The 25,230-nt window shown below is 71.1% G+C and carries 26 protein-coding genes; 23 read left to right on the plus strand and 3 right to left on the minus strand.

Translation table 11 applies throughout. The features are described from left to right. Positions 1-55 precede the first annotated feature (55 nt). From ACZ5KV_RS04155 to ACZ5KV_RS04240, 18 genes are all read left to right on the plus strand, one after another. Positions 56-1,483: a carbon starvation CstA family protein gene (locus ACZ5KV_RS04155; protein ID WP_464241086.1), complete on the plus strand. Its 1,428-nt coding sequence runs from the start codon at positions 56-58 to the stop codon at positions 1,481-1,483. 190 nt (positions 1,484-1,673) lie between these two features. Beyond that, positions 1,674-3,188, plus strand: a complete 1,515-nt coding sequence (locus ACZ5KV_RS04160; RefSeq protein WP_464241087.1) for an ATP-binding cassette domain-containing protein — start codon at positions 1,674-1,676, stop codon at positions 3,186-3,188. 10 nt (positions 3,189-3,198) lie between these two features. Then, the gene (locus tag ACZ5KV_RS04165) at positions 3,199-4,869 is read left to right on the plus strand and encodes a hypothetical protein (protein ID WP_464241088.1); all 1,671 of its coding nucleotides are present in this window, start codon (positions 3,199-3,201) and stop codon (positions 4,867-4,869) included. Next, a complete protein-coding gene (locus ACZ5KV_RS04170) occupies positions 4,866-5,621 on the plus strand; it encodes a phosphoribosylanthranilate isomerase (RefSeq protein ID WP_464241089.1) in 756 nt (251 codons plus the stop codon). The genes ACZ5KV_RS04165 and ACZ5KV_RS04170 overlap by 4 nt, the downstream gene beginning before the upstream one ends. Positions 5,622-5,881: 260 nt before the next feature. Further along, positions 5,882-6,784 carry a hypothetical protein gene (locus ACZ5KV_RS04175; RefSeq protein WP_464241090.1) on the plus strand — a complete coding sequence of 301 codons (903 nt, stop codon included), beginning with the start codon at positions 5,882-5,884 and terminating at the stop codon, positions 6,782-6,784. A 146-nt stretch (positions 6,785-6,930) separates the two neighbouring features. Continuing rightward, a complete protein-coding gene (locus ACZ5KV_RS04180; protein ID WP_464241091.1) occupies positions 6,931-7,740 on the plus strand; it encodes a tetratricopeptide repeat protein in 810 nt (269 codons plus the stop codon). 83 nt (positions 7,741-7,823) lie between these two features. After that, on the plus strand, positions 7,824-8,135 hold the full coding sequence (locus tag ACZ5KV_RS04185) for a late competence development ComFB family protein (protein ID WP_464241092.1): 312 nt from the start codon (positions 7,824-7,826) through the stop codon (positions 8,133-8,135). Between the two features lie 36 nt (positions 8,136-8,171). Continuing rightward, positions 8,172-8,648, plus strand: coding sequence for a hypothetical protein (locus ACZ5KV_RS04190; RefSeq protein ID WP_464241093.1), 477 nt, complete (start codon positions 8,172-8,174; stop codon positions 8,646-8,648). A 19-nt stretch (positions 8,649-8,667) separates the two neighbouring features. After that, positions 8,668-9,189, plus strand: coding sequence for a hypothetical protein (locus tag ACZ5KV_RS04195; RefSeq protein ID WP_464241094.1), 522 nt, complete (start codon positions 8,668-8,670; stop codon positions 9,187-9,189). A gap of 150 nt (positions 9,190-9,339) precedes the next feature. Further along, positions 9,340-10,521: an aminotransferase class I/II-fold pyridoxal phosphate-dependent enzyme gene (locus tag ACZ5KV_RS04200; RefSeq protein WP_464241095.1), complete on the plus strand. Its 1,182-nt coding sequence runs from the start codon at positions 9,340-9,342 to the stop codon at positions 10,519-10,521. Then, complete coding sequence (locus tag ACZ5KV_RS04205; RefSeq protein ID WP_464241096.1) at positions 10,515-11,822, plus strand: homoserine dehydrogenase; 1,308 nt, start codon at positions 10,515-10,517, stop codon at positions 11,820-11,822. Before ACZ5KV_RS04200 ends, ACZ5KV_RS04205 begins: the two co-directional genes overlap by 7 nt. A 154-nt stretch (positions 11,823-11,976) precedes the next feature. Next, a complete protein-coding gene (locus tag ACZ5KV_RS04210; RefSeq protein WP_464241097.1) occupies positions 11,977-12,117 on the plus strand; it encodes a hypothetical protein in 141 nt (46 codons plus the stop codon). Between the two features lie 30 nt (positions 12,118-12,147). After that, a complete protein-coding gene (locus tag ACZ5KV_RS04215) occupies positions 12,148-13,344 on the plus strand; it encodes a cofactor-independent phosphoglycerate mutase (protein ID WP_464241098.1) in 1,197 nt (398 codons plus the stop codon). A 2-nt stretch (positions 13,345-13,346) separates the two neighbouring features. Then, a complete protein-coding gene (locus ACZ5KV_RS04220) occupies positions 13,347-13,820 on the plus strand; it encodes an acyl-CoA thioesterase (protein WP_464241801.1) in 474 nt (157 codons plus the stop codon). Positions 13,821-14,149: 329 nt separating this feature from the next. Then, a complete protein-coding gene (locus ACZ5KV_RS04225; protein ID WP_464241099.1) occupies positions 14,150-14,470 on the plus strand; it encodes a two-CW domain-containing protein in 321 nt (106 codons plus the stop codon). Positions 14,471-14,547: 77 nt separating this feature from the next. Beyond that, positions 14,548-15,366 carry an amidohydrolase family protein gene (locus ACZ5KV_RS04230; RefSeq protein WP_464241802.1) on the plus strand — a complete coding sequence of 273 codons (819 nt, stop codon included), beginning with the start codon at positions 14,548-14,550 and terminating at the stop codon, positions 15,364-15,366. Positions 15,367-15,454: 88 nt separating this feature from the next. Then, positions 15,455-15,730: a hypothetical protein gene (locus tag ACZ5KV_RS04235; RefSeq protein WP_464241100.1), complete on the plus strand. Its 276-nt coding sequence runs from the start codon at positions 15,455-15,457 to the stop codon at positions 15,728-15,730. 124 nt (positions 15,731-15,854) lie between these two features. Then, the gene (locus tag ACZ5KV_RS04240) at positions 15,855-16,769 is read left to right on the plus strand and encodes a hypothetical protein (protein WP_464241101.1); all 915 of its coding nucleotides are present in this window, start codon (positions 15,855-15,857) and stop codon (positions 16,767-16,769) included. A gap of 23 nt (positions 16,770-16,792) precedes the next feature. Here ACZ5KV_RS04240 and ACZ5KV_RS04245 read toward each other — a convergent pair whose 3' ends face one another. After that, the gene (locus tag ACZ5KV_RS04245) at positions 16,793-19,111 is read right to left on the minus strand and encodes a cache domain-containing protein (RefSeq protein WP_464241102.1); all 2,319 of its coding nucleotides are present in this window, start codon (positions 19,109-19,111) and stop codon (positions 16,793-16,795) included. 183 nt (positions 19,112-19,294) lie between these two features. Further along, positions 19,295-19,807, minus strand: a complete 513-nt coding sequence (locus ACZ5KV_RS04250) for a TlpA family protein disulfide reductase (RefSeq protein ID WP_464241103.1) — start codon at positions 19,805-19,807, stop codon at positions 19,295-19,297. Between the two features lie 251 nt (positions 19,808-20,058). Here ACZ5KV_RS04250 and ACZ5KV_RS04255 point away from each other — a divergent pair, with 251 nt between their 5' ends. Then, entirely contained in the window at positions 20,059-20,913 is an 855-nt protein-coding gene (locus ACZ5KV_RS04255; RefSeq protein WP_464241104.1) for a tetratricopeptide repeat protein, read from the plus strand. Positions 20,914-21,056: 143 nt separating this feature from the next. Here ACZ5KV_RS04255 and ACZ5KV_RS04260 read toward each other — a convergent pair whose 3' ends face one another. After that, positions 21,057-21,317, minus strand: coding sequence for a hypothetical protein (locus ACZ5KV_RS04260; protein WP_464241105.1), 261 nt, complete (start codon positions 21,315-21,317; stop codon positions 21,057-21,059). Positions 21,318-21,477: 160 nt separating this feature from the next. Between ACZ5KV_RS04260 and ACZ5KV_RS04265 the strand changes: the two genes are divergently transcribed. The 4 genes from ACZ5KV_RS04265 to ACZ5KV_RS04280 all read left to right on the plus strand — a co-directional run bounded on the left by ACZ5KV_RS04265 (position 21,478) and on the right by ACZ5KV_RS04280 (position 25,187). After that, the gene (locus ACZ5KV_RS04265) at positions 21,478-21,996 is read left to right on the plus strand and encodes a hypothetical protein (protein WP_464241106.1); all 519 of its coding nucleotides are present in this window, start codon (positions 21,478-21,480) and stop codon (positions 21,994-21,996) included. A 207-nt stretch (positions 21,997-22,203) separates the two neighbouring features. Then, positions 22,204-22,440, plus strand: a complete 237-nt coding sequence (locus ACZ5KV_RS04270; protein ID WP_464241107.1) for a hypothetical protein — start codon at positions 22,204-22,206, stop codon at positions 22,438-22,440. Between the two features lie 212 nt (positions 22,441-22,652). Then, entirely contained in the window at positions 22,653-22,958 is a 306-nt protein-coding gene (flgM, locus tag ACZ5KV_RS04275; protein WP_464241108.1) for a flagellar biosynthesis anti-sigma factor FlgM, read from the plus strand. Between the two features lie 150 nt (positions 22,959-23,108). Continuing rightward, complete coding sequence (locus ACZ5KV_RS04280; RefSeq protein ID WP_464241109.1) at positions 23,109-25,187, plus strand: ATP-binding protein; 2,079 nt, start codon at positions 23,109-23,111, stop codon at positions 25,185-25,187. Positions 25,188-25,230 lie beyond the last annotated feature (43 nt).

The following is a 25,230-nucleotide window of genomic DNA, read 5'->3' on the forward strand; positions in this document are numbered from 1 at the left end:
CTCAAAATGAAGCCGTCCGGGCCATTCGGACGGGCAAGCCAACCGGAGGATCGCCATGTTCTATTTCTTCGTGTGCCTCGCCGCCCTGGTGCTGGGATACATGACCTACGGCGCGGTGGTGGACCGCATTCTCGCCCCCGACGAGAAGGCCGTCACCCCGGCCTACTCCATGCGTGACGACGTGGACTACGTGCCCATGCCCAAATGGAAGCTCCTGCTCATCCAGGTGCTGGACATCGCGGGCATCGGACCCATCTTCGGGCCCATCCTGGGCGCCCTCTACGGCCCGGCCGCCCTGCTGTGGATCGTCATCGGCTCCATCTTCGCCGGCGCCGTGCACGACTACATGAGCGGCATGCTCTCCGTGCGCAACAAGGGCGCGAGCATCCCCGAGCTGGTGGGCGAATACATGGGCATGCCCGCCCGTCAGGTCATGCGCGTGTTCTCCGTGATCCTGCTCATGCTCGTGGGCGTGGTCTTCGTCCTGGCCCCGGCCAAGCTGCTCACCGGCCTGACCGGCGTCGCCACCCCCATTTTCGTGGCCGCCATCTTCGCCTACTACTTCCTGGCCACCATCCTGCCCATCGACAAGGTCATCGGCCGCTTCTACCCCGCCCTGGGCGGCCTGCTGCTGGTCATGACCGTGTCCATCGCCATCGCGCTCATGGCCAGCGACCACCCGATCCTGCCGAACATGGACTTCTTCACCAACGTCCATCCCAAGAACCTGCCCCTGTGGCCGCTGTTGTTCGTGACCCTGTCCTGCGGCGCCATCAGCGGGTTCCACTCCACCCAGTCGCCGCTCATGGCCCGCTGCGTGAAGAACGAGCGTGAAGGCCGCATGGTCTTCTACGGCGCCATGATCATCGAGGGCGTCATCGCCCTGGTCTGGGCCACCATCGGCCTGAGCTTCTACGACAGCTCCGCGGCCCTGGGCGCCGTCGTCGCCGCGGGCAGCCCCGCCGCCGTGGTCAAGGAAGCCTCCAACGTCCTGCTCGGACCCGTCGGCGGCGCGCTGGCCGTGCTGGCCGTCATCATCCTGCCCATCACCTCGGGCGACACGGCCTTCCGCTCCACGCGCCTCATCGTGGCCGAGACCTTCAAGGTCAACCAGGCCAAGGCCGCCAAGCGGCTGTTCATCGCCGTGCCCATGTTCGTCATCGGCTTCCTCATCTCCCAGTCGCCCTTCGAGTCCATCTGGCGTTACTTCGGCTTCTCCAACCAGATGCTGTCCATGCTCGTGCTGTGGTCCGGCGCCGTGTATCTGGCCAAGACCGGGCGCTTCCACTGGATCTGCACCGTCCCGGCGACCTTCATGACCGCCGTGTGCGCCTCGTTCATCATCCTGTCCGACCTCGGCTTCAGCATGTCCATGAACGCCTCCGTCATCGGCGGTGTGGCCGCCGCCGTGATCGCCCTGGGCGCCTTCATGCTCAAGTACGGCTTCGGCAAGGCCGCCACTGCCGAAGACGCGGCGAAGTAACCCGCCGGGGCTCCGCCCCGACACTCTCCGCAAGGGGCCATCGGCCCCTTGCCCCATACCGGGCCCGGCCCCACGGTCAACCACCGTGGGCCGGGCCCGGGACGTTCGGGCCGGGCGCGAAACCGGCCGCCCAGCCCCCGGGCGCACGGCGCCCTTGCCCCCGGGCGGCGCAGAGGATACCACAGCCCCCATGCCGCACGATCCCGTCATCGACATCCGCCATTGCACGGTCCGCCTGGGCCCCGGCTTCGCGCTCAAGGACGCCTCCTGGCAGGTGCTGCCCGGGCAGCACTGGGTGCTCGCCGGGCCCAACGGCGCGGGCAAGACCACCCTGCTGCGTCTGGCCCGCGGCGAGGTCCACCCCGCCCAGGGCGAACATTTCGGCCACCGGGGCGCCCGCTGCTGGAACTTCGGCCGGGGCCGCACCGAAAGCGCCCTGGACGCCCGGGCGGCCGTGGCCCTGGTCACCCCCGACGACCACGACGCCCTGACCCGCGACGAACGCGCAATGAGCGTGGAGCGTTTCGTGGTCACGGGCATCCACGACACGCAATACCTGTTCCGCGAGCCCTCGCGGGAGGAACTGGAACGGGCCCGGGCCGCCCTGGCAAACCTGGACGCGGCGGACCTGGCCGGGCGCGACGTGCTCTCGCTCTCGCGCGGGCAGGGGCGGCTGGCCGTGCTGGCCCGCGCCCTGGTGCGCGAGCCGCGCCTGCTGCTGCTGGACGAAGCCATGCAGGGGCTCGACGCCGCGGCGCGCGCGCGGCTGGGCCGGGCCCTGGTGCGGCTGGCCGCGGGCGGCACGCAGCTCGTCATGGCCACGCACCATCTGGACGAAGTGCGCGCCGTGGCGACCCATGCGGCGGTGCTGGAAGGCGGACAGGTGGTGCGCCAGGGCGCGGCGGACGCCGTGCTGGGCGAGGCCGCGCGGGCCTTTGCGGCGGGCCCGGCCCTGGCCCTGCCCCGGGCGGCGGGCGGGCCGCGCCGGGAGGTGCCGGAGCATTACGTGGCCCTGCGCGGGGTGGACGTTGTGCGCCAGGGCCGCACGGTGCTGGCGGGCATCGACTGGACCGTGCGCCCCGGGGAGCACTGGGCCGTGCTGGGGGCCAACGGCGCGGGCAAGAGCACCCTGGTGGCCCTGTGCCAGGGCGCGCTGCGGCCCACCCGGGGCCGGGCCTCGTGGTTCGGGCTGCCCGGCCCGGTGAACGTGTGGGACATCCGCCGCCGCATGGGCCTGGTGTCCCCGGAATTGCAGGCCGCGTACCGCTACGACGTGACCGCCGTGGAAGCCGTGCTGTCCGGGCATTTTTCCAGCGTCGGCCTCTACGACCGCCCCAGCGCGGAGCAGGTCGAGCAGGCCGGGGCGCTGGTGGATATGGTCGGGCTGGCGGGCATGCGGCAGCGCCGGGTGCGCACCCTGTCCTACGGCCAGATGCGCCGCCTGCTCATCGCCCGGGCCCTGGCCCCGGGGCCGGAGCTGCTGTTGCTGGACGAAGCCTGCACCGGGCTGGACCCCGAGGCCCGGGCACGTTTCCTGGAAGTGGTGCAGGCCCTGGCCGGGGCCGGAGTGACCCTGGTTTTCGTGACCCACGATCCGGCGGAAATCCCCCCGGCGGTGGGGCTGTGCCTGCGCCTGGAGGCCGGGCGCGTGGTCGCCCGGGGCCCGCGCGAACGGGTGCTGGCGCAGCCCGGAGGCTTGCCGTAGGATGCGCCCCATGCCGCGCCGCACGCCGCTCCCCGCCCCGCGCCCCGGCGCCCTCGCCTGCCTGCTCCGCGGGGCCGTCCTGGCCCTGGCGCTGGCGGCCTGCGCGCCCTCGGTGCCGCCGCCGACCACCGACGCCAACCCCCGGCCCGTGGTCGACGACGCGTCGAGCCTGCGCCGGGTGCCCGTGCTGACCACCCTGTCCTCCGTGCTGGACACGGGCCGCCAGTCCTTCGAGGCCGGGCGCTACGCCGTGGCCGGGGCGCGCTTCGAGGCCGTGCTGGCCCACGAGCCCCACGAACCGGTGGCGACCATCTATCTCGGCCTGTGCCACTGGTTCGCGGGCCACCCCGAGAAGACCACGGCCCTGTGGACGGCCTACCCCGACGACGATCCGCCCGGATTCGCGGCGGCCCTGCGCGCCGAGGCCGCATCCCTGGCGATGCTGGCCGACCGGCTGCGGGCGCGCGGGCTGGTGCGCTCGGCCCTCCAGGGCGGGCAGGAACCTCTGGCCCCGGGGCTGGCCGTGCTGGCCCGGCCGCGCCTGGAGAGCCCGGCCCTGCCCGGGGTCGGCCGCGCGCTGCAATGGCTGCTGCACGAGGCCGTGGCCGGGCCCGTCAGCGGGCTGGACGCCCCGCGCCCGGCGCCCTACGGGCTGCTGCGCGCCGTGACCCGCGAAGCCGGGCTGGACCATCCCCGAGGCGACGACGCCGAGACGGCGCTGCTCCTGGCGCAACTCATCGGCGCGCAGTACGCCGTGTCCTGCACCCTGGCGCCCGTGCCCGGAGCGCCCGGGCTGGTGCGCACGCGCGTGACGGCGCAGAGTGCCGAGGACCCCGGGCAGCGCCTGCTGCGCCTGGGCGCCGCCGCCGAGGAGGCCGCCCGGGCCGCCGCCGATGCACGCAAGGCCCTGGCGGACCTGGACCAGGATCTGGCCCTCACGGCCTTCGGCCTGCGCTACTACGAGGCCGAGGAGCGCATGAACACACTGCTGGCCGAGCGCAAGGCCCTGGAAACGCAAATCCTTGCGCTCAATCGCGCCCGGGCGCTGCGTGCGGCGACCGAAACCGTGGAACGCCTGGAACGCCAGAAGCGGACCTTCGCCGCCGCCCAGCAGGAATTGCGCGACCTGGAGCAGGCCACGGTGGGGCTGGCCGCCCACGTCTTCGCCCACAACCCCGAGAGCCTGGCCAAGCGCGACGCCGAATTGCGCGACTCGCGCTCCGGGCTGGAGGCCAAGGCCACGGAACTGGCCCAACGGGCGGACATCGCCCGGGCCGAAGTCCTGCGCCGCTGGCCGCCCGAGGGCCTGAGCGTGGACTTCACCCTGCCCGAAGCGGAACTGACGCGCTGGCCCGCCCTGGCCCGCCGGGCCGTGGGCTCCCTGCTGGGCGGGCGGCCCCTGCCCGGCGCCCTGGCCCCGGCCTTCGGCCCGGACGCGGGGCCGGACGCGCTGTCGGCCCTGGACCGCGCCCTGGCCGCGCGGGAGGCCGGGGATCAGGCCTCCGCCCGCGAACAGTTCGCCCTGGCCCGGCCCCTGGCGCCGCGCCCGCCGGAGCTTCCGGCGCCGGACTTCGACCTCGCCGCCCAGGCGGACATGGCCCCGGAGGCCATCGCGGCCCTGTACGTCCGGCGCCTGACCCGGGCCCTGGATGCGGCCCGGAGCGGGGGCCGCACCCCATGAGGCCCTGCCCGCGGGTGCAGGTCGCCGGAGTGCGGGACCTGGACGAGGCCCTGATGCTGGCCCGCCTGGGCGTGGACAGCGTGGGCCTGCCCCTGCGGCTGGCCGTGCATGCCCCGGACGTGACCGAGGCCCAGGCCGCGAGCATCGTGGCCGCCCTGCCGCCCGCACTGCTGGCGGTGTGCATCACCTACGCGACGGACCCGACGGAAATCGACGCCCTGTGCCGCGCGGTGGGCACGCGGGCGGTGCAGCTCCACGCGCCCATGGCCCCGGCGGCCCTGGCGGCCCTGCGCGCCCGCAGGCCGGACCTGTACGTCGTCAAAAGCGTCATCGTGCCGCCGGACCCGACACCCGAGCGGCGCGAGGCGCTGCTGGCCGAGGCCCGGGCCCTGGCGGCGCACTGCGACGCCCTGCTCACCGACAGCCTCGACCCCGCCAGCGGCGCCACCGGGGCCACCGGCCGCGTGCACGACTGGGCCGTCAGCGCCCTGCTGGCCCGGGCCTGCCCGCGCCCGCTGATCCTGGCCGGGGGCCTGGGGCCGGACAACGTGGCGGCGGCCATCCGCGCCGTGCGCCCCGCCGGGGTGGACGCGCACACCGGCCTGGAGGACGCGCGCGGCCGCAAGGACCCGGCCCTGGTCGCGGCCTTCGCTGCCCGGGCCCGTGCGGCCCTGGACGCGGCGGCGGATGACGCCCCGGGCGCTGGCTCCTCGTGTCGCGCCCGGGAGACGACACCCGGGAACCGCAGATAAAAATATTTTATTCCAAAGTATTATACAAAAATAACGCTATGTTTCGAAGATGCGACGCTGCCGTACGCGGCACCCGCCGCCCTCCGGATCATCCGCCAGTGCGAAAGCCGACCCGGAAGCCGCCAGCCCCTGGGAGCCGGGGCAATGCGCGCGGCGCCCGATCCGGTTGCCGGGGGGCGCAATTTGGTGCATCGTGGGTCCGCCTTGGGTTCCGGGGGCCTGCGATCCGCTCCGGCCTCCGGCCCCGGCAAGGAGAGCCCATGGCCGCCACCGCAGCCCCCAGCGCCCGGAGCGCCGCCCCCGGGCACCACGAGCCCGTGCTGGAAAGCGCGACCTATTCCGCCCGCCAGACCGAACTGGCCTGGACGTTCCCCCACGGCCCCGGGGGCGCGGACGGTCCCCTGGGCCGCGACGCGGTCTGGGAGGCCCTGGCGGCGGCGGTGGACCTGCGCGGCCTGGGCCTGCTGTCCGCCGACCGCTCCATGGGCCTGCTGCTGGCCAAGCCGCCGTTCTCCCTGGCCAACATGGGCCGCCGGGTGGTCCTGACCCTGACCCGCCGCCCGGAGGGCACCCTGGTCCGCGCGACCTCGCTGCACGGGCTGCTCTGCCTGCAGGGCCGCTCGGCGCGCATGGCCCTGCTGGAAGACCTGCTGCACACGGCCTGGCGGCTGCTGGAACGCGCGGCGGCGGAGGCACGGGAAGCGCAGCAAGCGCAAGACGCCGAGGAAGACGCCGGAAGTGGAAACACCCGGGAACCGGCTCCCGCGCCGCATGCCGGGGCCGGGCGCCCCGCCGGGCAAGGCCCGCGCAAGGCCCCGCCCGTGCCCGACTACCGCCACACCCCGTGGGAGGATCTGCCCCTGGAGGCGCCTTCCGCGCCCGCCCCCGCGGACGCTCCGGAGCCCCCGGCTGCCCCGGCGGCCACGGCCCCGGAACCCGCCCCCGCCGGGCCGCATCCCGCGCACCCCGCGCCCGTGCCCGACTACCGCCACACCCCATGGGAGGACCTGCCCCTGGAGGCGCCCCCGCCCGAGGCCCGGCGTGCGGCCACGGCCCGCCCCGCGCGGTCGGGGCCGGGTATCCGCCGCAGCCTGCTGTGGTTCCTGGTCGGCACCGTGCTGGCCGTGGGCGCGGTCTTCCTGCTGGGGCTGCTGGGCCGCTGACGGCCCCGGCAGTCGCCCCGGTGCGAAAACGGCGGCGGGCTTGTGCCCCCGCCCCATCCAGGCTAGTATCCGCTCCAGGGAGCAAACCCCGCCCCGGCGCCGGAATTCCCGGCCCGGCAACCGCCCCGGCCACGCACCAGAGCGCCATGCCCAGCCGCCGCCCGTCCCCTCCGCCCGTCCAGGGCGTGTTCTCCACCCGGGAGACCCGCAAGGTCGGCACCGGCCAGACCCAGCGCCGGACCACCGTCACGCAGTACTGGCTCGTGCGCCAGACCGCGCCGGACCAGGCCGAGGTCCAGCCCATCAACGAACAGCTCATCCCCGTGGGCCGCAAGCGCATGGTGCCGCTGGACATCCTCCTGGAACGCTTCACCCCCGAGCCGGATTTCTACATCCAGCGCCCGGACAGGGCGCGCCGGGAGGACGGCCCGGACCTGCGCGCGCCCGAGCCCGCCCCGGAGCCCCTGCCCGGGCTGCGCGTGGAGATCGAGGGATTCGAACTGAGCGGCAGCCCAGAGGACGTGGAGAAAAACGCCCGCGCGGGCTTCGGCCTGGGCCTGACCTACCTGCGGCGCGGCAACAAGGCCAAGGCCGTGGACATCTTCACCCGGCTGGCCGAAATGGACGCGCCCTTCGTGCCTGAACACAAGCACATGTTCAACGATTTCGGCGTTTCCCTGCGCAAGCAAAGCCTGCTGGACCTGGCCCTCAAACACTACCTGCGGGCCCTGGCCCTGGCCGGGGAGGACGACCACCTGCTGCACAACATCGCCCGGGCCTACTTCGAGATGCAGGACCTGCCCAACTGCATCCGCTACCTGGAAGAGTCCCTGCGCATCAATCCGGACCTCACGCCTTCCAAACAATTCCTGCGCCACGTGACCGGACGCCGGAACGGCCGCAAGGGCGAAAAGAACAGGGCCGCATCCCGGCGGCCCCTGCGCTTCGACTTCTAGGCCCTGCCCCGCGCGTCTTTTTTTCGGTTTGAAATAAAACCCCCGACCGGTTATTCTTATTGATATTCCTCACGGGGGTCGTCATGGACGCCAAGATCAGGGAACTCATCGCGCGTTACGATATCGGGGACACCAGCCTCTTTTTCATCCGCAACCGCAACGAGCGGCGGGTCATCGACGCCATTCCCCGTGTCCTGGGAGAACATCCGGGATTCATCCCCAACACCATAGATTTGCAGGACATCTACGCCCTGGCCCTGAACAGCCTGCCCCCGCGCTACGTGCAGCAGGGGTCCATCGTGCTGCGCGAGCCCGTGCGCCAGGACGAAATCGAGGACGCCGTGCGCGCGGCCGTGGCCCAGGTCCGCGCGCAGCCCAACTATCCTCCGGAGTAGACCCCGCCCGCGCGGCGGGGCACGGCGAGGCGCGCCATGCAGGATTATGCCCGGACTCTCGACCGGCTCCAGCGCGGCCTGGGCCGTGCCTGGCGCGAGGACCCCATGATCCTCGGCGTGCCCGGAGTGTCCCTGGCCGTCAAGATCGACCCCTTCCACTATCTGGCCGTGCATCCGGCCTTTCTGGAGCGCCTGGGACGCTGGGCCGCCGTGGTGCCGCGCGCGGCCCGCGAGGCCCTGCTGCGCGGCGGCGATCTGCTCGTCGGCCCGGGCGGACGCGGGCATGTGCTGGCCGTTTCCGCCGTGTGGGGCAGCCCGCCCCGGGCCCGGCGCCTGCGGGCCTGCTTCGTGCTGGCCGGATTCGTGGACCGCGCCCTGCTGCTCTACGGCGGCGAGCGCTCGCCCCTGCCCGTGGCCGACCTGCGCCTGCTCGGACGCGAGCGCCCCGCCGTGGACGCTTTCCTGCAACACAAGACACGTATTGACAAAACGGCGTTTACCCCTCAAGACTAGCGGCGATAGGACACCACAGATGATCTGTTTTCCGAGGGCATCCATGGGCCGCCGCCGCACATATCTCCTGCTGTTTGCCGCCACCGTCGCGGCGCTTCTGCTGTGCGCGCCGCGCGTCTTCGCCCAGGCCGCCCCCCAGGCCCCCAAGGCCGAGGCCGTGGAAGACCGCCCCGCGGAGCCCGCCAAAAGCGGCTTCGTGACCTCCGTGGCCGTGGTCAACGACAGCACGGACCAGCTCGGCACGCGCCTGGCCTTCCGCCTCAAGGAAACCCTGAACGCCTCGTCGCTCTTCGCCCTCTCGGCCAAGGACGAGCGCAAGATCAAGGTCATCCTCACCACCCAGCCCGAATTTCCCGGCCGCGAACAGGTCGGTTCCGTCTATGCCGCCGTGTGGATTTACGCCGCCGACGAGACCGTGCTCACGCACTACCTCGCCAGCGAAGTCGGCACCGTGGACGCCGCCACCGTGGACGCCGCCGCCCAGGCGCTGGCCGGCCGAACCGCCGCCGTCGCCGAGAAGTACGCCTACCTGTTCGAGTAGGCGGCCCCCCCCCGCCATCCCGGTCCCCCCGGCCTGTCGCGGGGGGATGACGACCCTGGTGCGACTCCCGCGCCCCAAGGCCCCCGGGCCGGGGCGCTCAACCCGCATGCGCCCGGGATGGCGCAAAGACACATCCGCCAAGGAGGCCCCATGCAACAGTTCCCCCGGGTCCACAGGCTGCCCCCCTACGTGTTCGCCGTGGTCAACGAGTTGAAGATGAAGATGCGCCGCCAGAACATCGACATCGTTGACCTCGGCATGGGCAACCCCGACATCGGCACCCCCCAGCACATCGTGGACAAGATGGTCGAGGCCGCCCAGAAGCCCATCAACCATCGCTACAGCGCCTCCCGGGGCCTGCCCAACCTGCGCAAGGCCATTTCGGACTGGTACCTGCGGCGCTTCGACGTGCACATCGACCCCGACCAGGAGGCCGTGGTGACCATGGGCGCCAAGGAGGGCCTGTCGCACCTGGCCATGGTCATGCTCTCCCCGGGCGACGTGGTTTTCGCCCAGGACCCGACCTACCCCATCCATCCCTATTCGGCCATCATCGCCGGGGCGGACGTGCGGCGCATCCCCACCAGCCCGGACCGCAACTTCATCGAGGACCTGGAATTGGCCATGCGCCAGACCTGGCCCCAGCCCAAGCTGCTGATCATAAGCTTTCCGCACAACCCGACCACCCAGGTGGTGGATCTGGAGTTCTTCCAGCGCATTGTCGATTTCGCCAAGGAAAACAACATCTACGTCATCCACGACCTGGCCTACGCCGACCTGGTCTTCGACGGCTACAAGGCCCCGAGCTTCCTGCAGGCCAAGGGCGCCAAGGACGTGGGCGTGGAGTTCTTCTCCCTGTCCAAGTCGTACTCCATGGCCGGCTGGCGCGTGGGCTTCTGCTGCGGCAACCGCGACATGGTCCAGGCGCTGACGCGCATCAAGAGCTACCTGGACTACGGCATCTTCCAACCCATCCAGATCGCCTCGATCATCGCCCTGAACGGCCCGCAGGAATGCGTGCAGGACATCGTGAACGTCTACAAGGAGCGCCGCGACGTGCTCTGCGAGGGCCTGAACCGCGTGGGCTGGGAGATCGTTCCGCCCAAGGCGACCATGTTCGCCTGGGCGCGCATCCCCGAGCCCTTCCGCAAGCTCGGCTCGGTGGAGTTCGCCAAGCTGCTGCTGCGCGAGGGCCACGTGGCCGTGTCGCCGGGCCTGGGCTTCGGGCACTACGGCGACGACCACGTGCGCTTCGCCCTCATCGAGAACGCCCACCGCACCAAGCAGGCCATCAAGGGCATCAAGAAGGTCCTGGAGGGGGGCGCGTGCTAGACCCGCAGCAGCCCGGGCGCCCCGAGCGACTGGACATCGGCCTGGCCGGTTTCGGCACCGTGGGCCAGGGCCTGGCCCGGCTCATCCACGAGAACCGCGAGTCCATCCTGCGCCGCACGGGCAAGGAAATCCGCATCAAGGCCGTGCTCATCCGCAGCGAGCACCGCCGCGCCGCCGTGGAGGCCATCGGCGCCCGCGCCGTGACCGACCACCGCGAGATCCTCGACGACCCGGACATCGCCGTGGTCTGCGAGCTCATGGGCGGCACCGGGTTCGCCCGGCGCTTCCTGGAGGAGGCCATCGCCGCGGGCAAGCACGTGGTCACGGCCAACAAGGCCCTGCTGGCCGAGAACGGCATGGACCTCTTCGCCCAGGCCCAGGCGCGCGGGGTGCATCTGGGCTTCGAGGCCAGCGTGGCCGGGGGCATCCCCGTGGTCCAGCCGCTCAAGGAAGCCCTGGCGGGCAACCGCCTGCAAAGCCTGCTGGGCATCCTGAACGGCACGGCCAACTACATCCTGACCGAGATGACCGACAAGGGTCTGGACTTCGGCACCGCCCTGGGTCAGGCCCAGCAGCTCGGCTACGCCGAGGCCGACCCGACCCTGGACATCCAGGGCATCGACGCCGCCCACAAGCTGGTGCTGCTCATCCGCCTGGCCTTCGGGGTGGACTATCCCTTCGCCCAACTGCCCGTCACGGGTATCACCGTCGTCACGCCCATGGACATCGCCTTCGCCCGGGAGTTCGGCTTCCGCATCAAGCTGCTGGCCCAGGCCCGGCTGGTGGACGGCAAGGTCGAGGCCGGGGTCTACCCGGCCCTGGTGCCCGAGGGCTACCTGCTGGCCTCGGTGGGCGGGGCGTACAACGCCATCCGCCTGGAAGGCAACGCGGGCCCGGTGGTGCTGCACGGGCGCGGCGCGGGCGACATGCCCACGGGCAGCGCCGTGCTGGCCGACATCATGGCCACCATCCGCCACGACGCGCCGGACAACCTGGGCTTCGTGGACCCCCGCCTGCCCGGGGCGGAAATCCTGGACCTCGACGACGCCGTGAGCGAACACTACGTGCGCTTCATCGTGCCCGACGCGCCGGGCGTGCTGCGCGACATCGCCGGGGTCATGGCCGACCACGACATCAGCCTGCAACAGGTCATCCAGAAGAGCCGCAGCGACGCGGGCGAGGGCATCCCCCTGGTGTTTTTGACCCACGAGGCGGCGGCCGACGCCATCCACAAGGCCATGCGCCAGGTCGAGGCTCTGGGCCTGACCCTGGGCACGACCATGCACTACCGCATCCTCTAGGCGCGGCGGGGCCGGGGGCACTGGACGAAAGGGCCGGGAAAGGGCATCCTGACCCGGACCGGCACGGCCAGGGCGCCCGGCCGCCCGCAGCCCGCACGCGGCGGGCCGGGCGGCGGCCCCGCGCCCGACCCCGCTCCGGGCGCACAGGAGGATCATGCTGCAGCAACTTCTGGCCACGTTCTTCCGCAGGGTTCTGCCCCCCGGAGGCCCGGGCCCGGCGGCCACCATCGCGGCCGTGGCGGCGGTGCTCATCCTGCTGCTGGCCCTGCTGGCGCCGCTGCTGTTCTCCCACTGACCGCCAACCCCCGCGACACGCGAAGCCCTCATGACCAAACTCCTCTTCCTCGTGGCCGACGGCATGGGCGACTGGCCCGTGGCCGAACTGGACGGGCGCACGCCCCTGGAGGCCGCGCCCACCCCGAACATGGACGCCCTGGCCCGGCGCTGCGTGGCCGGAACGGCGCGCACCGTGCCCCACGGCATGCCCCCGGGGTCGGACGTGGCCAACATGTCCCTCATGGGTTTCGACCCCGCCGCCCACCACACCGGGCGCGGGCCCATCGAAGCCGCCGCCCAGGGCCTGGAGCTGGACCCCGACGACCTCGTCTGGCGGCTGAACCTGGTGCGCGTGGCCGGGCCCGGGCCCGAAGACGCCATGCTCGACTACTCCTCGGGGCACATCACCACCGAACAGTCCACCCCGCTGGTGGAAGACCTTCAGGCCCACCTGGGCGACGGGACGTTCACCTTCGTGCCCGGCATCCAGTACCGCCACCTGCTGGTGCAGCGCGGCGGCGCCCGGGAGCCCGAAGCCGCGCTGGACATCCGCCCGCCCCACGACATCACCGACCAGCCCCAGGGGCCGGACCTGGAGCGCTTCGCCGCCTCGTCCCGGCTGGCGGAGCTGCGCCGCCGGGCCGCCGCGCGCCTGGCCGCCCCGGCCAACGCCACCCGCGCCAACGCCATCTGGCCCTGGGGCCAGGGCCGCCCGCTGCTGCTGCCCGCCTTTGCCCAGGCCTTCGGCCTGCGCGGGGCCGTGGTTTCCGCCGTGGACCTCGTGCGCGGCCTGGGCCGGGCCTCGGGCATGGAGGTGGCCGAGGTGCCGGGCGTCACCGGCCTGCTGGACACCAACTACCAGGGCAAGGTGGACGCCGCCCTGGATTTCCTGGCCCGTGGCGGGGACTTCGTGTTCCTACATGTGGAGGCCCCCGACGAATGCGGGCATTCGGGCATCGCGGCGGACAAGGTCGAGGCCGTGCGCCGCTTCGACGAGCGCGTGGTCGGGCCCATCGTCCGCGCCCTGGAGGGCACCGACACGGCCATCCTGCTGACCTGCGACCACTTCACGCCCCTGGCCCGGCGCACCCACACCCCGGACCCGGTGCCCTTCGTGCTGTGGCACCCGCGCCTTGCCGACCACGGCCTGCCCGCCTTCAGCGAGGCGAACGCCGCCGCCACCGGCCTGACCCTGGACCACGGCCACGACCTGCTGCCCCACGCGCTGGAGCGCCTGCGAGGATGACCATGCCCCCCACCGCGACCACACCCACCGCCCCGACCGCCCAGGCGGCGCCTCTGGGCCCGGACGGCTTCCCCCGGCCCGACGCCTGGCTGGAACACCGCGTGTCCTACGGCGAAACCGACGCCATGAAGGTGGTCTACTACGCCGAATACCTGCACTACTTCGAGCGCGCGCGCTCCTTCTTCATCCGCGAGCGCGGCATGAGCTACGCCACGGTGGAGGAGCGCGGCATCGCCCTGCCCATCACCGAGGCCACCGTGCGCTACAGGCGCCCCCTGCGGTACGACGACCTGGCCCTGGTGCGCGTGGGCATCAGCCAGTGGCGCGGGGCCTCGGTCTGCTTCGCCTACGAGGTCTACGCCGAGGACCGCGCAACCCTGCACGCCACGGGCGGCACCCGCCACGCCTGCGTGGACCTCGCGGGCCGCCCGGTGCGCATCCCCGGCTGGCTGCGCGCCCTGTTTCAGGAGCCCTGAGCCCGCCCGGGCCCGGCGCCCCGCCTGCGCTCCGGCAATGCCGCTGCCCGCCCGCTGCATGGTCCCGGCAGGGTTATGCCATGCAGTGCCTCCTGACGTGGCGACTTAAAGTCGCCACGTCGACGCATCCCCGCCCCGGCTCCATCCGGTCGCCACGCAGTGCGCCCACAGCGGCAAGTCAATCGTGACACGAATCAAATACCTTGCGTCTCGCCGCTTCCAATCGGTTTTCGCATATGATACGTCTGCTGACGAAGGGCAATCATAACGGCGGCCACTGTTTCCCGGCGGTGACCATGCGGACGTTTTTCCAAGGCTTTTTCAAAGCATTGCGCACTCTTTTTCGGCCCCAGGAACTCTGGAAGGGCCACGGCCTGCGCACGCCCTGCTGGGTGCACCGCAACTGCGGCCGCGAGCCCGGGGGGCACAGCGCGCGGGAGCTGGGCGTCTGCCCGGCGGCCGAGGCCGAATACCATCACGGCACCAACTCCGGACCCTGCGCCGGGCGCATCTGCTGGAGCCTGGCCGACACCGACGCCCATCACCGCGCCCGGGGCGACTCCATGCGCAGGCTCCAGCACTGCATGGGCTGCGAATTCTTCCGCACGGTCCGCAGCGAGGAAGGCAGTGCCTTCAAAGTCGAGCTCTAGCGCGGCCTTGAGAATGATTGATCGCGCAATCAAGATTCCCTTGCGGCGGCCCCGGGTTTGGGGCAATGCACAAACCCATGCGCCTCGATGTCCACACCCACGCCTTCCACCCCAAGATCGCCCACAAGGTCCTGGAACAACTGAGCGGCCATTACGGCATCCGCCCCGTGGGCGACGGCACGCTGGACGATCTGCTGGCCCGGGTGGCCCGCGCGGGGCTGGACGGCTGCGTGGTGCACAACGCCGCCACCACCCCCGACCAGGTCGTGCCCGCCAACACCTGGGCCGTGAACATCCAGCGCGACAATCCCCAGGTCACGGCTTTCGGCACCCTGCATCCCGATTACGGCCCCTGGGAGGCCCAGCTCGACCTGCTGGAGCAGCGCGGCGTGCGCGGTATCAAGCTGCACCCCGACTTCCAGGGCTTCCGCCTGGACGACCCGCGCCTGAACCCCATGTTCGAGGCCATGGCCGGGCGCTTCGCGGTGATGGTCCATGTGGGCGACCGCCTGCCTCCGGAGCGGAATCCCTCCTGCCCCTTCAAACTCATGCGCGTACATGCCGACCACCCGGGGCTGACGCTCATCGCCGCGCATATGGGCGGCTACCAGCACTGGAAATGGGCCCTGGAGTGCCTCATCGGCAGCCGGGTGTACATCGACACGTCCAGCTCCCTGCCCTTCATCGAGCCGCAGGACCTGGTGGCCGTCTTCCGCCGCCACCCGCGCGAGCGCATCCTCTTCGGCAGCGACTACCCGCTCTTCGACCCCGGCGACGAAATGCGCAATCTGCGCCGCGCCGCCGGGCTCACCGCCGCCGCCCTGGAGGAAATCCTTGGCAACGGCGCCTTTCTCGCCGCATCGGGCCGCGCCCCGGCCACGCCCGCCCCGCGTTGAGTGCGGGGCGATCCCGGCTTTCCTCGCCAGCCAAGAGATGCTATCTTGTGGGCAACCGGGCATTGCGCCCGCAACCACAGGAGACGCCATGAGCCCCAAGACATACACCGTGCAAGGCACCTGCCCCGACTGCGGGCGCAACACGACCCTGGCCCTGGCCGCCGAGGACATGAAGGCCCTGGCCGGCGACGCGCCCCTGGCTCTGGAGGGCTCCCACGCCAAGGCCCTGGCCGCCGGGGAGGCGCCCATCGCCCTGGCCCACTGCCCGCACTGCGGGCGGGACTATCCGGCGCCCATCTCCCCCGACACCTGCGCCGAATGGGACGACTTCTGCAACGAAGTCCATCCCATCCAGGAGGTCTAGCCGCACGGGGCGGGCAACCCTTGCCTTTGCGTGACGTTTTGCCGTATTCAGGACGATCCCTGTATGCCGGGCCTCGGCCCGGAGCATCCTTGCAGCGGCCCCAGGCGGGGCCAGAGGAGCGCGCGTGTCCGAGCCGCCCCAGCTTTACGATCTGGTGAACCCCGCAGACGAAGCCGCCGTCCTGGCCGAAGTGCGGCTGGTGGCCGATTCCCTCGGGCTTGCGGCCCAGGGCGAAACCCTGGGCCGGGTCCACGCCGCCGTGACGGACCTCTTTCTGGGCCGTCACCCCGACTACCGCGCCAGCAACACCAGCTACCACGACCTGGAGCACACCCTGTCCGTGGTGCTGGCCACGCTGCGCCTGCTGCACGGCAACGCCCTGGCCCTGGGCGAGGTCGCCCCGGAGCCCTTCCTGCTGGGCGTGGCCGCGGCCTACTTCCACGACACCGGCCTCATTCAGGGCCGCGACGAAACCCTGGGCACCGGCGCCCGGCATACCGTGGGCCACGAGCTGCGCTCGGCGCAAATCATGCGCGCCTTCCTGGGCCCCCTCGGCTTCGGAGACGACGACCTGGACGAGGCCCGGGCCATGATCCGCTGCACCGAGCTGGCGGGCGACCCCGCGCAGGTGCCCTTCCGCACGCCCCAGGCCGCCAGGGCCGGGCTCATCCTGGGCACGGCCGACCTGGCCGCGCAGATTGCCGACCGCAACTACCTGGAAAAGCTGCCCAGCCTGTTCCGGGAGTTCGAGGAGGCCGGCCTGCCGGGCTTCAGCTCCGAACTGGACCTGATGCTCAAGACCCGCTCCTTTTACGAAAAGGTGGCCCGTCCGCGCATGGAGGGCCCCCTGGGCGGGCAGATGCGCTCCATGGTCCACCATTTCCGCCAGCGCTGGGGCATCGACCAGGACCTTTACGCCCTGGCCATCTCGCGCAACCTGGACCACCTGGAGCGGGCGCTGCTGACCTGCGGCGAGTCCTACGACTGCCTGATGGCCCAGCTCAAGCGCCGCCCGGGCAACGGCCGCACGGACGCCTGAGCCCCCACCCCGGCGGCGCCCGCCTACAGCGGCAAACGGATGATGAAGGTCGCGCCCTGGCCGGGCTCGGACTCCACGGCGAAGGTGCCGCCGTGGTTGCGGGTGACGATGAAGTAGGACACCGACAGCCCCAGGCCCGTACCCTCGCCCACGTCCTTGGTGGTGAAGAAGGGCTCGAAGATGCGCTTGCGGGTGATTTCCGTCATGCCCGGGCCGTTGTCGGCCACCTCCACGCGCACCCAGTCGCCCTCGCGGTGCACGCCCAGGCGCAGGGTCGGCGCGGAGTCGTCGTGCACGCCGCCCATGGCCTGGGCCGCGTTGCGCAGCAGGTTCAGGAAGACCTGCTCGATCTCCGTGCCCGCGCAGTTCACCGGCGGCAGGCCCTGCTCGTAGTCGCGCACTACCTTGATCTTGCGGAAATCATAGCGCTTCTTGAGGTCGTAGTCGCTTTCGGCCAGTTCCACGGCCTTGTCCAGCAGGTCGGTCACGTCGCAGGGCATGCGGTTGGACTCGCTGCGGCGGCTGAACTCCAGCATGTTGGCCACGATGCGTGCGGCGCGCAGGCCGCTCTCGCGGATGCCCGTCAGGGTGGCGAAAATGCCCCGACGCTGCATGTAGCCGCGCAGGGCCTCCAGGGTCGTTCCGGCCTCCCGGGCGGCCTCGCGGTTGGCGGGCAGATCCTCGGCCATGCGCCGCTGCACGTTCTGCACGCCCTGGAGGATGCCGCCCAGGGGGTTGTTGATCTCATGGGCCATGCCCGCCGCCAGTCCGCCCACGCTCATCATCTTCTCGGTCTGGACCATGACTTCTTCCATGCGCACGCGGTCGGTGATGTCCACGATGCGCAGCACGACTCCGGCATCGCCCGAGGCCCACAGGGGCGTGGCTTCGATCTTGCTGTAGACCGTGCGCCCGCCCCGGCGGCCGGGCAGCTTGTCGCGCACCACGGAGCGATTCTCGCGCAGGGCGGCGGCCACGGCGTCGCGGCACAGGCCCCACATGGGGCAGACCTCCCCGGCCGGGCGCCCCAGGGCCAGCTCCGGCGCGACGCCGAACTCCTCGGCGGCCCGGCGGTTCCACAGCGTCACGCAGCCCTCGCCGTCCAGGCCGATGACCACCGAGGCCATGGAGTCGACCACGTCCTTCAGGTGGGCCCGGGCCCGGGCCTCGCGCTGCTCGGCCTGCTGGCGCTCGGCCACCTCGCGGCGCAGGGAGGTGTTGTACTGGTCCAGCCGGTCCATGAAGCCGTTGAAATAGCCTCCGAGCTGGGCCATCTCCTGGGTGCCGTCGGGGGTCACGCGCTGGGTGAAGTCGCCCTCCGAGGCCCGGGCAAGGCTGCGCCGCAGGGCCTCCAGCGGCCGCGACACCGACAGCCCGACCCACAGCGAAAACGGCAGGCCCAGCAGCAGCACCAGAGGCAGGGCCACCATCGCCGCCAGACGCAGGGAGCGCAGCGGCGCGAAGAACTCGTCGGCGTAGCCCGTGGTCCCGGCGATCCAGCCCAGTTCCGGCAGATAGTTGAAGGTGATGATCTTCTCGCGGGCCTCGGCCTCCCCGGGGTTGCGCCACCAGTAGTAGAGCAGCCCCGACTTGCGGGCCACCACCTCGCGGATCAGATACAGCCCGTGTGCGTCCTGCACGTCCAGCACGTTGCCCTTCAGGTGCGGGTGGATCACGGCGTTGCCCGTGTCGTCGAAAACCGCCGCGTAGCCGTCGTGGCCGAAGCGCAGGGCCAGGATGCCGTCGTGGAAGTCCATCACGTTGACCAGGGAACGGAACTCCTCGCGGTAGGAGCTGGCGGAAATGATCCAGTCCCACGGGGCGAAATAGGTCATGTACAGCGCCTTGGGCCGCAGGTGCGTCTCGCCGGGGTTCATCCACTGGTATTCGAGATACCCCTCGCGGACCTGGGTCTGCTCGCGGACGAAGGCGAACTCGGACACGTCGCGGCCCAGGTTGCCGGGCCGGGGGTGGAAGGTCACCACGCCCTTGCTGTTCAGGCAATAGAGATAGCCCGTCTGGCCGATGCGCTGGGAGCCGAGCAGCCTGGCGGCCTGGGCCTGGGCCTGGGCCTCGGTCAACTCTCCGGCCTGCTGGAGGGCGTACAGCCCGGCGAGGATTTCACGGTTCTTCTCGGCCACGGCCCGCAAATGGTTGCGGATGGACACGTCCACCGCGGTACGCACCATGGCGGCGATGGACGAGGCGCTGTTGGCCAGCTCGGTTTCGATGTTGCGTTGCAGCGAGGTCTTGAGCTGCGAGTAGAGTATCCCGATGCCCAGAAGGATGGTCACCGTGAAGATGAGGAAATATCCCGTGAGTATTTTGGTACGGATCTTCATGCACCAAATCCCGGTGTCCAGTACGGTCGATCTCTCCTCCCTGCGACACCCCCGTCCCGGTGGGGGGCGCGTGGTCGTGTCAGAATAGGGCAAAACCAGGGACAATGAAAGAAAAGAGTGGTTCCTGAAATTCACCGCCCGGCCCGGAGGCCGCAAAAGAGCGGCCCCCCCGGGGGGCGGAGCCTACTGCGCCGCCCGCCCGAGCAGACGCGACACGGTGCCCGCCAAGGCCCGGCGGTCGAGGACGCCCACGTGATCCTCGGCCCGGGTTCCGTCCGGGGCCCAGATCATGGTCCTGGGAATGGCACCGACCTTGAAAGCCGCAAGCACGTCGTCCTCGGCCAGGTAGAGCGGGTAGCCGGGGTTGTCGGTCAGGGCGAAGCGCGCCGGGGCCTCGGGCCCATAGTCCAGCGACACCCCGACCATGAACAGCTCCCGGGGGTCGAAGGCCGCGCGCAGCGCCGTCAGCTCGGGCATTTCCACCCGGCACGGCGGGCACCACGTGGCCCAGAAATTGAGCACCACGACCTTGCCGCGCTGGGCGTCCACCAGGGCGTGCAGACCCGCCGCGTCCAGCGGCCCCAGGTACTGGGCCCGCGCCGGAAGCGCCAACACCAGCAGCAGCAGGGCCGAGAGCAGCCCGGCCCGCAACGCGACGCCGCGCCGGGCCCGATCCGGGTCATGGAAAAGACACACTTCGCCAACGTGTTGGATTCCATTATCAACGCACAATTTGCACCGATCCTCACTAAAATGGACCATTTTCAAGCTTCATGACGTAAAATCGCCCTGAACGGACTTGGCCGCGATTCCCGGGTATTGACCGCCGAATCGAGAAGATTAAAGTCAGGGTAGATTCGTGCCCGTTTGCGACAGCCCCCAGGCGACAGCCTGCCGGAACCGGACCGCAGAGGGCGGGAAGCCACACCAGGAAGGTAACCGCATCCATGCCCCAGACGCAACAGACACAGCCCGCCTCCCCCGCCCCCGCCGCGGGCCAGGACCCCGGCGGGCTGGCCATTCCCTTCCCCTTCCGGGGGGTTTTCTCCGAAGTCATCACCAAAACCGTGGGGTTCGGGGCGACCAAGCGCAAGGAAAAGAAGAAGATTTTCTGGTATCTGGAGCGCGACGGCGAGGGCCGGACCACCGTGCGCGGCCTGAACAAGGAATACCTGCCCTCGGGCGAACCCCGCGAGGTGCCCGTGCAGGACGTGGTGGACCGCTTCTACCCCGAGCCGGGCATCTACATGGAGAAGGTCGCCCCGCGCATGCGCGAGGTCGAAAGGCTGACCGACGCGGGCGACGAGCATCGCGCCAAGGAGGAATTCTACAGCGCGGAGTACGCCTACCGCAACGCCCTGGCCATCGACGAGGACCACATCCGCGCCAACTTCGGCCTGGGGCTGACCTACCTGAGCCTGGACGACAAGACCCGCGCGCGGCACACCTTCCGCAAGATCGTGTCCATGGCCAGCGCGTTCGCCCCGCAGCACAAGCACCTGTTCAACGAGTTCGGCATCAGCCTGCGCAAGAGCGGCCTGTTCGAGGAGTGCCTGCAATACTACAAGCGCGCCCTGGAACTGCATGCCGAGGACGACGACCACCTGCTGTTCAACATCGCCCGGGCCCACTTCCACAGCGAGAACTACGCCCAGTCCGTGGCCTTCAGCCTCCAGGCCCTGGAGCAGAACCCCGAGCTGCGCGAGGCGCGCCAGTTGCGCGAGGCGGCCTATGCCAAGGACCCGGCCCTGCGTTCGCGCAACGAGGGCATCGCCCTGGACCTCAGCGGCGAGAACGGCTGACCGGCTGCTCCCCTCCTTTTCCCGGGCCGTGCGGCAACGGTGCGCCGACGGCGCAAAAAACAGGCCCGGCGCGAAGCGGAACAGGCGCGCGGGCCGGTTTTTTGGGGCGACGCGGCGGCAGTCCGCCCTGCGGGAGCGGGCCGCTAGGCCCGGGCTTCCAGCAGCCGCCCGGTCTCGGCCTCGGGCCCCCGCGCCGGGGCGGCCCCGCCCTGGGAGCGCATGAACAGATCCTGCGGGCTCGCGCCCGCCTGGGTGCGCCGGGCAAAGCCCTCCTGGCGCACGGCGTCGCGCGCGGCCTCGTCGGCCCGGGCCGAGGCCCGCGCCGTGTGCACCGTGTACGGCGGCAGGGTCACCCGCGGCGCGCGCAGGGCCTTGGCGTAGGCGTTGTCGCTGGTCAGGGCCATGAAACCTCCCGCTGCGGGCGGCCAATGCCCGCAGCATCATGCTAGGGTTCCCGGGCCCGGCTGTCCAGCCCCGGGCCGCGCGCTGGCATGGATGTTGCGAGGAGGCCGCCACCCCGGGAGCGGCCCGGGCCCGATTCCAGCCAGTCCAGGAGCGTCTTCCTTGCCCGCCAGCTACCGTCTCGTCCGCCTCGATCCGCGTCCGGTTTTTGACTCCGCCGCCCTGATCCGCACCACCCAGACCGGGCCCCTGGCTCCGGCCGACCTCGCGGCCCTGGAGCGCCTGTGGCCCGCCACCCTGGCCGCCCTGCACGCCTGGCGCATCGACGCGGGAACCCAGGGCGCCTGGATGCTGCTGTGGCTGGACCAGGCCCTGGAGCAGGCAGTGGAGCGCCGCTTTGCCCTGGCTCCGGCCCAGGGATTCCTGGAGCATGCCCTGGCCGTGCACTGCGTCATGGCCGCCGCCGCGACCCTGGCGCCGGAACTGGCGGCCCACGGCTGCGCGCCCGTGCCCGAAGGGCACCCCGCCATCACCGCCGCCGTGCACGAACTCGGCCTGTCCTGGCCCGAACACGACACCTTGTGCCGCCGCTACGCCCTGCTCACCGGGCTGCCCTTTTCCGGAGGCTGCGCCGGATGTGCCCTGGCCGAGCGCTGTCCACGTCTGAAAACAAAAAGTTGAACGCCGTATCAGCCCAATGCGGCAACACTGGCCGCACTCCAAGGCGCACGACGCAACAGTCCGCCGCGCATTGCATTTTCTGTTGCATCCGCGATGCGTGCTGATTTCGTTCACTCTTTTTCCGCTAAAGAGAATCCGGTTCCCGGCCGATGAAACTGGCAGGTAGCGGCTCAGGGATTGCGCCCGTGGAAACAAGGAGGTTTCATCATGACTCTTTCCCCGCTCATCGCGTCCGGGAAGGGGTTGGAGATGCAACCCGCGCCAAGGGACCAGTCCTTCGCCAACGTGATGAAGGAGATCGGCAAGGCCCGCCTGCGGCGCCAGGCCCTGGGCGACCAGGCCCTCGCCGCGCGGCTCCCGGCCCTGGAGGCGTCGCCCGTGTACAACTCCAAGGGAGAACTGATCCAGTCCCTCGGCGCCGCCGGCTTCGCGCCCGCCCCGTAGCCGCAAAGGCGAAAGGACGACCGCACCGGCACCAACGCGTCTCCCAGCCCTGCCTGGCCTGCGGGGCCCGGCCATCCGGTCGGGCCCCGTCTTTTTGGCCCGCTTGTTGCATATTTCCGGGCAAGGGTTTGACAACCCGCTCGGGAAGCGACTAGTGTATCCAAGCATGCAACGGAGCGCCCGGCCCCGGCCGCGCTCCAGGGAGGTGCCGCGTGACCATCAATGGCGTGAGGAACGGACAGTCCCCTTACGGGAACATCAAGATCCAGCAGGACGCCGAGCGCCTGGACGAGAACTCCAGGGCCGCCAAGAAATCGACGGTCCAGCGCGACGAGGTCGTGGTCAGCGAGGACGCACGGCTGATGAACGCCGCCATGGACGCCATCCGCAACACCCCGGAAACCCGCGCCGACAAAGTCGCCCGGCTGAAAGCAATGGTCGAGGCCGGAACCTACTCCGCGAACGGCCAGGACATCGCGGCGCGCATGGTCGCCGAGGACCGCGAACTCCTGGGCTGATCCTCTCCCCCGGGCGCCCCCCGCGCCGTATTCCGCGCGCCCCACAAATTCCTTGCCTGCCCGCCGCCACAGCGGTAGCGTGAGCCTTCGCCCGGCCCGGAGCCCCGCTCCAACCCAGGCCACTCTCCGGAACTCCATGCGCGGAGCCCAATGATCCGATCCCTGCTCGCGGCCCTGGCTCTCGTCCTCTGCTTCATCTGCCCCGCCCCCGGTCACGCCCGGGCTGTCCGCGTTGCCTATTACGACAACCCCCCGGTGCTGTTCCGCGACCAGAGCGGCAACCCCGTCGGCGTGTTCGCCATGCTTGTGGAGCACACCGCGCGTGCGCGCGGCTGGGAACTGACCTGGGTCCACCGCCCCTGGGCCGAGGCCTTGGCCCTGGCCCAGCGCGGCGAGGTCGACCTGCTGCCCGCCGTGGCCTATTGCCAGGAGCGCGCCGCCCGCCTGAACTTCACCAGTCTGACCGCACTGATCAACTGGGCCCAGGTCTACGCCCGGCCCGGGGTGGACGTGAGCACCTTCCTCGACATCCAGGGGCACAGCGTGCTGCTCCTGACGGGAGACATCCACGCCCGCGCGTTCAAGGAAACCATGGGCCGCTTCGGTGTCCGGTTCGAGGAACGCGCCGCCGACGACGCCGATGCGATCCTGCGCGCGCTGGAAGCCAGGCAGGGTGACCTGGGCGTGGTCAACCACCTGTTCGCCGCCCACCGGGCAAGCGGCTACAAGGTCCGGGCCACACCCATCCTGTTCAACCCCATCGAAATGCGCATCGCCGCCCCGAAAAACGGCGACCCCGCCCTGCTCCGGGCCCTTGACGAAGACCTGGCGGCCATGAAGGCCGACCCCGCATCGACCTACCACCAGGCCCTGCGCCGCTGGATCGACGCCCCTCGTGACGAAGGCCTGCCGCCCTGGCTGAACTCCATCCTGTGGGTCGCCGTGGCCGCGCTGCTGCTGTTCGCCCTGTGGACCGTGGCCCTGCGCGTGCAGGTCCGGCGCAAGACCGGCGAGCTGGAGGACAAAAACCTGCGCCTGGAGCGCGAGATCACCGTGCGCGCCCAGGCCGAGAAGGCCCTGCGCGAGGCCCAGGGGTCCATCGCCGGGGTCATCGACGCCATGCCCTCGCTGCTTGCTGGGGTGGACGCCGAGGGCCGCGTCACCCTGTGGAACCACACGGCCTGGGAGCAGACGGGCATCCCCCGGCCCCAGGCCATGGGCCAGCGCCTGGACGACCTGCTGCCGCACCTGCGGGACGTGCTGCCCGAGCTGGCCGCCGCCGCCGCCAGCGGCACGCGCAGGCACCTGCCGCGCCGCGTGCACACCCAGGGCAACCGCCTGCGCTACGAGGAGATCACCGTCTTCCCCCTGGCCGACACCCAGACCCGCGCCGTGGTGCGCGTGGACGACGTGACCGAACGCGCGCGGCTGGAGGAGGCCGCCGTGCAGGGTGAAAAAATGCTCTCCCTGGGCGGGCTGGCGGCGGGCATGGCCCACGAGATCAACAACCCCCTGGGCATCATCGTGCAAAGCGCCCAGAACGCACTGCGCCGCGTGCAGGACGGCGTGCCCGCCAACGACCGCGCCACGGACAACTGCGGCGTGGAACTGGCCCGGGTGCGCGAATACATGGAGGAACGCGGCATCCTGCGCGCCCTGGAGGCCATCCGCGAGGCGGGCGCCCGCGCGGCGGACATCGTGGCCCGCATGCTGACGTTCAGCCGCCCCTCCACCTCGCAGCGGACCCTCGAGAACGTGACCGACCTGATTGAGGAGGCCGTGGCCCTGGCGACCAACGAATTCGGCCAGGACGGCCGGGGCGGCTTCAATCGCGTGGGCCTGCTGCGCGAATACGCCCCGGATCTGCCGCCCGTGCCCGTGGTGCGCACCGAGATGGTCCAGGTGCTCCTGAACCTGCTGCGCAACGCGGCCCAGGCCATCCTCCAGGACGGCGCCCCCCGCTCCCGCCCGGCGCGGATCGTGCTGCGCGCGGGCCTGGCTCCGGGCTGGGTGCGCATCGAGGTGGAAGACAACGGCCCCGGGCTGGACCCGGCCCTGCGCACCCGCGTCTTCGAACCGTTTTTCACCACCAAGGGCCCGGGCCAGGGCACGGGTCTGGGGTTGTCGGTGTCCTACTTCATCGTCACCCGCAACCACCGGGGCACCTTCACCGCCCGCAACACCCCCGACGGCGGGGCGCGCTTCACCATCGCCCTGCCCCTGGAATAGTCCCGCCGCCCACACCGGGCGCAGGCGGCATCGGGCCCGGCCC

Source organism: Desulfocurvus thunnarius (genome assembly GCF_055390965.1).

What these genes read in the sequence shown, in the direction of transcription:
- ACZ5KV_RS04235 (WP_464241100.1), top strand. Translation starts at nt 15,455, where the DNA reads ATGAGCCCCAAGACATACACCGTGCAAGGCACCTGCCCCGACTGCGGG.
- ACZ5KV_RS04230 (WP_464241802.1), top strand. Translation starts at nt 14,548, where the DNA reads ATGCGCCTCGATGTCCACACCCACGCCTTCCACCCCAAGATCGCCCAC.
- ACZ5KV_RS04185 (WP_464241092.1), top strand. Translation starts at nt 7,824, where the DNA reads ATGGACGCCAAGATCAGGGAACTCATCGCGCGTTACGATATCGGGGAC.
- ACZ5KV_RS04180 (WP_464241091.1), top strand. Translation starts at nt 6,931, where the DNA reads ATGCCCAGCCGCCGCCCGTCCCCTCCGCCCGTCCAGGGCGTGTTCTCC.
- ACZ5KV_RS04245 (WP_464241102.1), bottom strand. Translation starts at nt 19,111, where the DNA reads ATGAAGATCCGTACCAAAATACTCACGGGATATTTCCTCATCTTCACG.
- ACZ5KV_RS04160 (WP_464241087.1), top strand. Translation starts at nt 1,674, where the DNA reads ATGCCGCACGATCCCGTCATCGACATCCGCCATTGCACGGTCCGCCTG.
- ACZ5KV_RS04165 (WP_464241088.1), top strand. Translation starts at nt 3,199, where the DNA reads ATGCCGCGCCGCACGCCGCTCCCCGCCCCGCGCCCCGGCGCCCTCGCC.
- ACZ5KV_RS04210 (WP_464241097.1), top strand. Translation starts at nt 11,977, where the DNA reads ATGCTGCAGCAACTTCTGGCCACGTTCTTCCGCAGGGTTCTGCCCCCC.
- ACZ5KV_RS04175 (WP_464241090.1), top strand. Translation starts at nt 5,882, where the DNA reads ATGGCCGCCACCGCAGCCCCCAGCGCCCGGAGCGCCGCCCCCGGGCAC.
- ACZ5KV_RS04280 (WP_464241109.1), top strand. Translation starts at nt 23,109, where the DNA reads ATGATCCGATCCCTGCTCGCGGCCCTGGCTCTCGTCCTCTGCTTCATC.
- ACZ5KV_RS04195 (WP_464241094.1), top strand. Translation starts at nt 8,668, where the DNA reads ATGATCTGTTTTCCGAGGGCATCCATGGGCCGCCGCCGCACATATCTC.
- ACZ5KV_RS04255 (WP_464241104.1), top strand. Translation starts at nt 20,059, where the DNA reads ATGCCCCAGACGCAACAGACACAGCCCGCCTCCCCCGCCCCCGCCGCG.
- ACZ5KV_RS04190 (WP_464241093.1), top strand. Translation starts at nt 8,172, where the DNA reads ATGCAGGATTATGCCCGGACTCTCGACCGGCTCCAGCGCGGCCTGGGC.
- ACZ5KV_RS04170 (WP_464241089.1), top strand. Translation starts at nt 4,866, where the DNA reads ATGAGGCCCTGCCCGCGGGTGCAGGTCGCCGGAGTGCGGGACCTGGAC.
- ACZ5KV_RS04270 (WP_464241107.1), top strand. Translation starts at nt 22,204, where the DNA reads ATGACTCTTTCCCCGCTCATCGCGTCCGGGAAGGGGTTGGAGATGCAA.
- ACZ5KV_RS04220 (WP_464241801.1), top strand. Translation starts at nt 13,347, where the DNA reads ATGCCCCCCACCGCGACCACACCCACCGCCCCGACCGCCCAGGCGGCG.
- ACZ5KV_RS04200 (WP_464241095.1), top strand. Translation starts at nt 9,340, where the DNA reads ATGCAACAGTTCCCCCGGGTCCACAGGCTGCCCCCCTACGTGTTCGCC.
- ACZ5KV_RS04155 (WP_464241086.1), top strand. Translation starts at nt 56, where the DNA reads ATGTTCTATTTCTTCGTGTGCCTCGCCGCCCTGGTGCTGGGATACATG.
- ACZ5KV_RS04260 (WP_464241105.1), bottom strand. Translation starts at nt 21,317, where the DNA reads ATGGCCCTGACCAGCGACAACGCCTACGCCAAGGCCCTGCGCGCGCCG.
- ACZ5KV_RS04215 (WP_464241098.1), top strand. Translation starts at nt 12,148, where the DNA reads ATGACCAAACTCCTCTTCCTCGTGGCCGACGGCATGGGCGACTGGCCC.